Source organism: Priestia sp. P5_B4, from assembly GCF_056400385.1.
Genome location: NZ_JBFULJ010000192.1, coordinates 1 through 5798, shown reverse-complemented (window position 1 = coordinate 5798; position 5798 = coordinate 1). Strand labels below are relative to the sequence as shown.

9 protein-coding genes are annotated in these 5798 nt (G+C 34.7%); 2 read left to right on the top strand and 7 right to left on the bottom strand.

All coding sequences use genetic code 11. The features are described 5' to 3' along the window. Positions 1–203 precede the first annotated feature (203 nt). Positions 204–476, top strand: a complete 273-nt coding sequence (locus tag AC1DRF_RS14965; RefSeq protein WP_308013696.1) for a helix-turn-helix domain-containing protein — start codon at positions 204–206, stop codon at positions 474–476. Positions 477–979: 503 nt separating this feature from the next. On the opposite strand, the gene AC1DRF_RS14960 is transcribed toward AC1DRF_RS14965, so the two are convergent. The 6 genes from AC1DRF_RS14960 to AC1DRF_RS14935 form a co-directional block, all read right to left on the bottom strand. Continuing rightward, entirely contained in the window at positions 980–1216 is a 237-nt protein-coding gene (locus AC1DRF_RS14960; RefSeq protein WP_477741041.1) for a hypothetical protein, read from the bottom strand. A gap of 92 nt (positions 1217–1308) precedes the next feature. Then, positions 1309–2004, bottom strand: a complete 696-nt coding sequence (locus AC1DRF_RS14955; RefSeq protein WP_477741040.1) for a hypothetical protein — start codon at positions 2002–2004, stop codon at positions 1309–1311. After that, positions 2001–3134, bottom strand: coding sequence for an FtsK/SpoIIIE domain-containing protein (locus AC1DRF_RS14950; protein ID WP_477741039.1), 1134 nt, complete (start codon positions 3132–3134; stop codon positions 2001–2003). The genes AC1DRF_RS14955 and AC1DRF_RS14950 overlap by 4 nt, the downstream gene beginning before the upstream one ends. An 11-nt stretch (positions 3135–3145) precedes the next feature. Continuing rightward, positions 3146–3445 (bottom strand): hypothetical protein, encoded by a 300-nt coding sequence (locus AC1DRF_RS14945; RefSeq protein ID WP_477741038.1) that lies wholly within the window; start codon positions 3443–3445, stop codon positions 3146–3148. Positions 3446–3989: 544 nt separating this feature from the next. Beyond that, positions 3990–4472 carry a hypothetical protein gene (locus AC1DRF_RS14940; protein ID WP_477741037.1) on the bottom strand — a complete coding sequence of 161 codons (483 nt, stop codon included), beginning with the start codon at positions 4470–4472 and terminating at the stop codon, positions 3990–3992. A gap of 27 nt (positions 4473–4499) precedes the next feature. Beyond that, positions 4500–4676 (bottom strand): DUF8096 family protein, encoded by a 177-nt coding sequence (locus AC1DRF_RS14935; RefSeq protein ID WP_098792106.1) that lies wholly within the window; start codon positions 4674–4676, stop codon positions 4500–4502. A 184-nt stretch (positions 4677–4860) separates the two neighbouring features. Here AC1DRF_RS14935 and AC1DRF_RS14930 point away from each other — a divergent pair, with 184 nt between their 5' ends. After that, positions 4861–5286: a hypothetical protein gene (locus AC1DRF_RS14930; RefSeq protein WP_477741036.1), complete on the top strand. Its 426-nt coding sequence runs from the start codon at positions 4861–4863 to the stop codon at positions 5284–5286. A gap of 54 nt (positions 5287–5340) precedes the next feature. Here AC1DRF_RS14930 and AC1DRF_RS14925 read toward each other — a convergent pair whose 3' ends face one another. After that, the gene (locus AC1DRF_RS14925) at positions 5341–5631 is read right to left on the bottom strand and encodes a YolD-like family protein (protein ID WP_477741042.1); all 291 of its coding nucleotides are present in this window, start codon (positions 5629–5631) and stop codon (positions 5341–5343) included. Positions 5632–5798: the final 167 nt, after the last annotated feature.

Sequence of the window (5798 nt, the reverse complement as noted above, 5' to 3'; positions counted from 1 at the left end):
ATATATATCTATGAATATTCACAACAAAGACCGCCCATTATGTATYAGTGTATAAGGCGGTCTTAACTGTATTCATGCTATATGTTTATGACAAAAATATCGACATTATTCTAACTCTTGCATAGGCCATATCATATACTTTTTATTTTATAGTTTATTATATGTTGTAACCTAAACTTTTTGCTAATTTTTATTAACAAAAAATGAATAAATTTTTTCAATGCGTCAATCCTTATACAAAGGAGTGTGTTCATATGCCTAAAATAACCAAAAAGAGCAAACTTGGAAAGTACTTAATGGAAAAAGGATATACTCAAACTGAGTTCGTTAAAATAACTAATATAAATAGACTAACAGTTAGTAAAATTTTTAATGACTCAAACTATATCCCATCCGGTTCTACGATAAAGAAAGTTATGAATCTCCTGAAGAAACATGATTCAAAACTAAAGGCAGAGGATTTTTTTAATATATAAAAAGGCACAATTACATATGTTTACCTATTATCCCCGATAATTAAAAGAAATGACCCTCTATGCTAATAAGTAGAAGGTCATTAATCTGTGCCTGCCTGTCACTAGTCAACCCTCGGAAGGTGACATCTCTATTCTTATCCAAAATAAACTCAATCTAAACTGTCTATATAAACATATATCTTTATTTCTAGTTAACATAAAACCATTTTAAGGAAGCAAGAAAGCAAAAGAACCCTTACAGGTAAAAGGGTTCTCTTGTGGGTGCCTTTAATCGGATATGCAGCTTTTTATACATCTTTGATATGACGGTGATTTCTCCAGGTGTGTGTGAAGAAAAGGCGTATAAAAAGACTACTTTTTATACATATGTCGATTCATCCAAAAATAGCCATTATGGCAAAAATGTGCTATTGTTTACTTGCGGTTATATTTTGGTACTTTATAATTAGCAGTCCTAATAAAAAGCTATCTCATTCTACGAGATAGCTTTTTACTTTTATCTTTTACAGCATGCTTTCGGGTAAGAAATCCAAAGAAAAAATTAGAATAATAAGAGCCAAAAGAAAAGAAATAAGATTAATCCACCATTTATTTTTTGATTTAATACCCCAAATGCCAACTGTTATCACAAATAAATATTTTGCAACAGTCTCATTTACATTCATTACTTCAGGGAGAAAAACACTTGCTAAATAAAGACAAACAGCTATTATTAAAGAATTTCTAATTACGATTAACAAAATAAGTATCCTCCGTAAAACCTATCTTTTGTAATATTTTACCGCACCCTTAATAATAACTGAATTAGAAATTTTGCATACCCTAGAATAGCTTATGTTAAGTTAATTCTAATCTCACCAGAAGAATGAGCTGTTTTTGTTCTTGCTTCTTTTTGAGATTTTGCTGAACTCTTGTATTTCTCCATAAGTTCATGAATACTGGCTACTTGTATAATGCGGATGTGGTCAGAATTAACAGCATACCGAACAGGCGTAACCAAAATGACAGAAGGGAAGATCGCTGATCGGTCCTCAGGCTGCCAATGCAAGGCTTTCCACTGATCTGAAAAGAAGAACTCTTCATAAAGGTTAATCTTTTCCTGCATTTTCTGTTCGGAATACTGATTTCTCTGAATTTCAATCCAAAACGGAGATCCTTTAAAAATACAAAAGAGATCCGGTTCAATTCCTCCTTTTCGTCCGGTGGGCTTATCTTCAACAATGACCTGTTTAGGTGTGCTATACGTACACATTTGCTTATAGACATCCAAGATAGAAAGGAAATGTAATATCTTTTGAGAGTTCTTTTTAATTTTGGCATCTACAGGTAAGTAGACCGTAGGAGAATACTGCTGTGTACGTTCAATTACCCCTAATCGATATAAACGTACCATCACACTATTACATGCATTTATAGGCGATTTAAGCTGTTTGAAGAATAGGTCAACTAAAGAGTCTCGATCCACGGCTCTAAATTGATGAATAAACGCTATGATGTCTTTATCACGTTGAGATAACCGGAAACTCATCGCTGCTCCTCCTTCTCTAATAAACCAAAAATAGACTGTGATACCACTTCTAGTTCTGGTTCAGTATCTTTCACACGTGTTTTATAAGGTGAAAGTATTTCCTTACAAGCTCCTTCATCTAAGAARWAGGCTTGAAACTCTTTYACYTCATCAATTTTAATTTTCATSCGCCCCCTGGCTGCGGCATCGATTTCTTCTGYGCCGATKACTCCGGCTACTTTYGCATTTATCGCATCGGCCTGCCTTCCAGAGATCCGAACCCGTAAGTTTGCTTTTAGTGCTGAATTCAACAAATCGGCATCGGGACGCTGCATGGCGATAATCGTATGAACACCTAACGCACGACCTTGACTCGCAAACTGTTGAATCATCTCTACAAGATCTGTTTCTCTCTTCACGATGGACATTTCATCAATTACCACAACGATACGAGGCAGCTTAAAAGGTAGCCTGCTGATATGTGTCACGCCATGCTCTAACAATAAATCGCCTCTTCGATACATTTCAGCTCGCAATAAAGCAAAAGGTTTTCTCATATCTTTGGCCTCAAAGCAAAGCGCATCCACATGCTCAACCCCATGAAATAGCCCCAAATCTGCTCGTTTAAGATCCACCAACACTAAGCGCAAGTCTTCAGGGGAGGCATATTTTACCCATGTTGTGAGGATCACACGCATGAGACTGCTTTTTCCTGCTCCAATTTCACCCGATATTAGCAAGGTTTCTAGATCCGCAAAGTCCCACGAAATGAAGTTTCCATAGATTTCTTGACCAATACAGACAGGCAGCTCCATCTTCTCAATGTGAGGATGGATTGTTTCATAATCATATTTAAGCATGGTAGGTAAGTCCTTGTGATGAACGGTAATACTAAAGTTTTTTAAGCTGCCATTCACTTCAATATTGCTGCCTAATACTTGTCGTAATGCCCATCTTTTTTTATTTAAAAGTTCAGGATCAATGCCATTAAGTAAAGAAAAGGCATACCGAGTATAGTTATTCTGGTGATCGATCTTATGAATTTTAGGAAATTGATAGGAGGTACGATCCCCATGCTTTATGACCCTATAAATTTCTGCTGTACGAAATGCTTTAATAAGCTTTCCACGCAATTTTAGTTTCTCAAACATCTAACCCCTCCTCAAAACATAAATGTCGCAAAGAAGTAAAGTAAGGCTCCATAAAAGGTAACGGGCAAGATAAACCGCATTACCTTTTCAAACTGACCGGCAAGATCCATCGCACCCCATCGATTTAATACCTGTTCAATGAAGGCAATTCCTAAAACAATCCCTCCTACGGTTAGAATGGTAGGATCAAGCATAGCAACTGGACTAAAAGGAACAAACGAATAAGCTTTAAAAGGACGAGGTTTTATTGAGAAGCTTAAAGAAGGTTTATGGAGGAAGTTTCGAAAGTCAAACCATTGTGTTTTTYTCATGTTGGTACCTWCTTTCATTCTTTTTATTTTTTCGCCTTTCAKGTCTCAGTTATTTCAGCTCAASRCATCCGGTCGCMCCCTTCGCCTCTTCGGCTCAGCTCCCTTACAGATTCCATAAACGGCTTCAAGAGGGTTATACAGCTTGTATTAACGGGGTAGCGATACTGAACTAGCTACTGATTAGTTAGTGAAGTCGTAATTCTTTAGATACTATGTAGCTACTGCAGTAWGSTTGCCTGTCCAKTCSAAAAATAAAAAAGAACCCTTACTGCAGTAGGTAAGGGRTAGSTGRTTATGTAAGAAGTAATGGGTTTTTATATGCTGCAGGTTGTCCCAGTTGGTTACCTTTTTCATGAAATGGACTAGAGGCTCTAAGTTGTCTATGTCTATACATCTAAAGAGAACATAAGAGGACAATTCCTTCATATAACCTTAATTGAAGCGAAGAACGATTTCATATACTCAATAAAAAATCTAAAGTTTTGCCGGTTATTGCTATCACTTATATAGAGTTGATTGTTTGTGAATGACATGCTGGTGCATCTCAATCCCTGTGATCTTGTAGTCGTATCATCAAATGATTTAACCTATCTGTATCTTTTTTAAAACACTTAAAAATACGAAGCATTACATGAAAGTTTTCTCCACCTCTAGAGGCTACCAGTTCATGTTCTTTCAATTTTTTCTCCACTTCATGTTCAAGCACTGTTACAACTTCTAATTCATCTACCTTGTTTAATGCAACTCTGCAAGCAAGTAATGCGATGCAATAGTGATATCCAATGCTATCGTAGCCACGAAAGCAGCTGTCGCCAAGCAACTTCAGCTCGTACGGTTGTATAATATTAATCACAACTTCTGTTATCTCTTTAGAGTCAGCAAATGGCGCCATACGTAAACAATGTTTGCGATTGAGTGGGGTAGTAGCAAATGATTTTATTTTTCGTATCAATTTCTTTAACAGCTCTTGATTTTCATCGCTTAGAGAGCTTTTTTTAGTTTCTAATATATCAACTATGTGTTCCATACTCATACTCCTTATAGCTCTTTATGATTAGATACTTTTCTTCATCCCACACTGGCGACATTCACGTAAGAAAACCCCACCTTTTACGGAACTTTTGAAGTAAGCTGAATTGCAATTATCACATCGACCACTAACCTTATCCGGAAATTCAGCATAGTCATACACTTTATCAAGATCGATTTCTTGCTGCTCTTTCTCTTCCATATTGATCACTCTTTTCTAATTCTCTTGTTTAAGTTAATTCATGTAGATAGTTTGGATATAGATATAAACTCTAATTTAATTATAATCCTAACAAAGGTTAAGGTGCATAAAGTTAAAATTCCCATAATTTCATAATTGTAGTAATATCTAATTACAAATATAGTTATTTAAGGGGATTGGAACTATGCAAAATACAAATGATTTTTCTACTAAAGAAAATAAAATTTATATTAAGGGTATTACATTAGGTGATAATGAAAGTTTAATTACTGCAAGGTTAGGTAATCCAAACAGTAAAGAAGAGGATGAAGCCRGAGATTTCGATTATTTACTAAAGTTTAATAATTTAATCATCGGTATTATTCAAAATACAGCTGGAGTTTTAATTATAGAAACTAGTAAAGACAGTTTTATTGATGAATTTAACGCAATTCAAATTGGAGAAAAATATAAAGATAAGCAGGATCGCTTATACCTTTATATTAGACAAAGTGAACAAGTGCTATTTTCACAAGAAAATGATAATGAAAATTTTAGAGCATATTTGACTTATAAAGATAATAATATTGATTTTTCACCTAATAATAGAAATCTCACGAAATTAAATTGATACGGTTAAGGGCAGCTAAGAGGCTGCCCTTTTTGACTTCTATTTCATCATGTACTATACAAAGCGTACATCAATTAGTTCACTTAACCTCATTTTGTTTTTTAATTCAAATACTTCATCGATAAAAATAAACAAATTCCCCAGGGAATCAACAAATTGGATGAATCCCTTTTCTGTAATACATTGTCCCTTTTTGTAGTATGTAAGATAAACTTGTTTATTTRTATGTARKGCTTCAATCAAKRTGAAATTRATTTGMTCCATTTGCTCTTCTGTTAAAAGAGGTTKAGGTACTTCTRSTTGYTTGTTTATRAYTTCCTGYAATCCTRTRTATTGYTCKGGCATACTSGCRAAYGGRCGCCATTTTTTCATTTTATCAAGACCTTTCTTTAAAAAATCTGTTGTTTTAATGGTTTTTATCGATGTATCTATGACTACATCGATAACCGATTTTCAAAATTAAGATTCATATGACTTCCTGTTGGCGCACAAATCGAAGACCAATTATAGAT

Bases quoted from the DNA above. Each gene is read 5' to 3' on its own strand.
- AC1DRF_RS14965 (WP_308013696.1), top strand. From the start codon at position 204: ATGAATAAATTTTTTCAATGCGTCAATCCTTATACAAAGGAGTGTGTT.
- AC1DRF_RS14955 (WP_477741040.1), bottom strand. From the start codon at position 2,004: ATGAGTTTCCGGTTATCTCAACGTGATAAAGACATCATAGCGTTTATT.
- AC1DRF_RS14940 (WP_477741037.1), bottom strand. From the start codon at position 4,472: ATGGAACACATAGTTGATATATTAGAAACTAAAAAAAGCTCTCTAAGC.
- AC1DRF_RS14935 (WP_098792106.1), bottom strand. From the start codon at position 4,676: ATGGAAGAGAAAGAGCAGCAAGAAATCGATCTTGATAAAGTGTATGAC.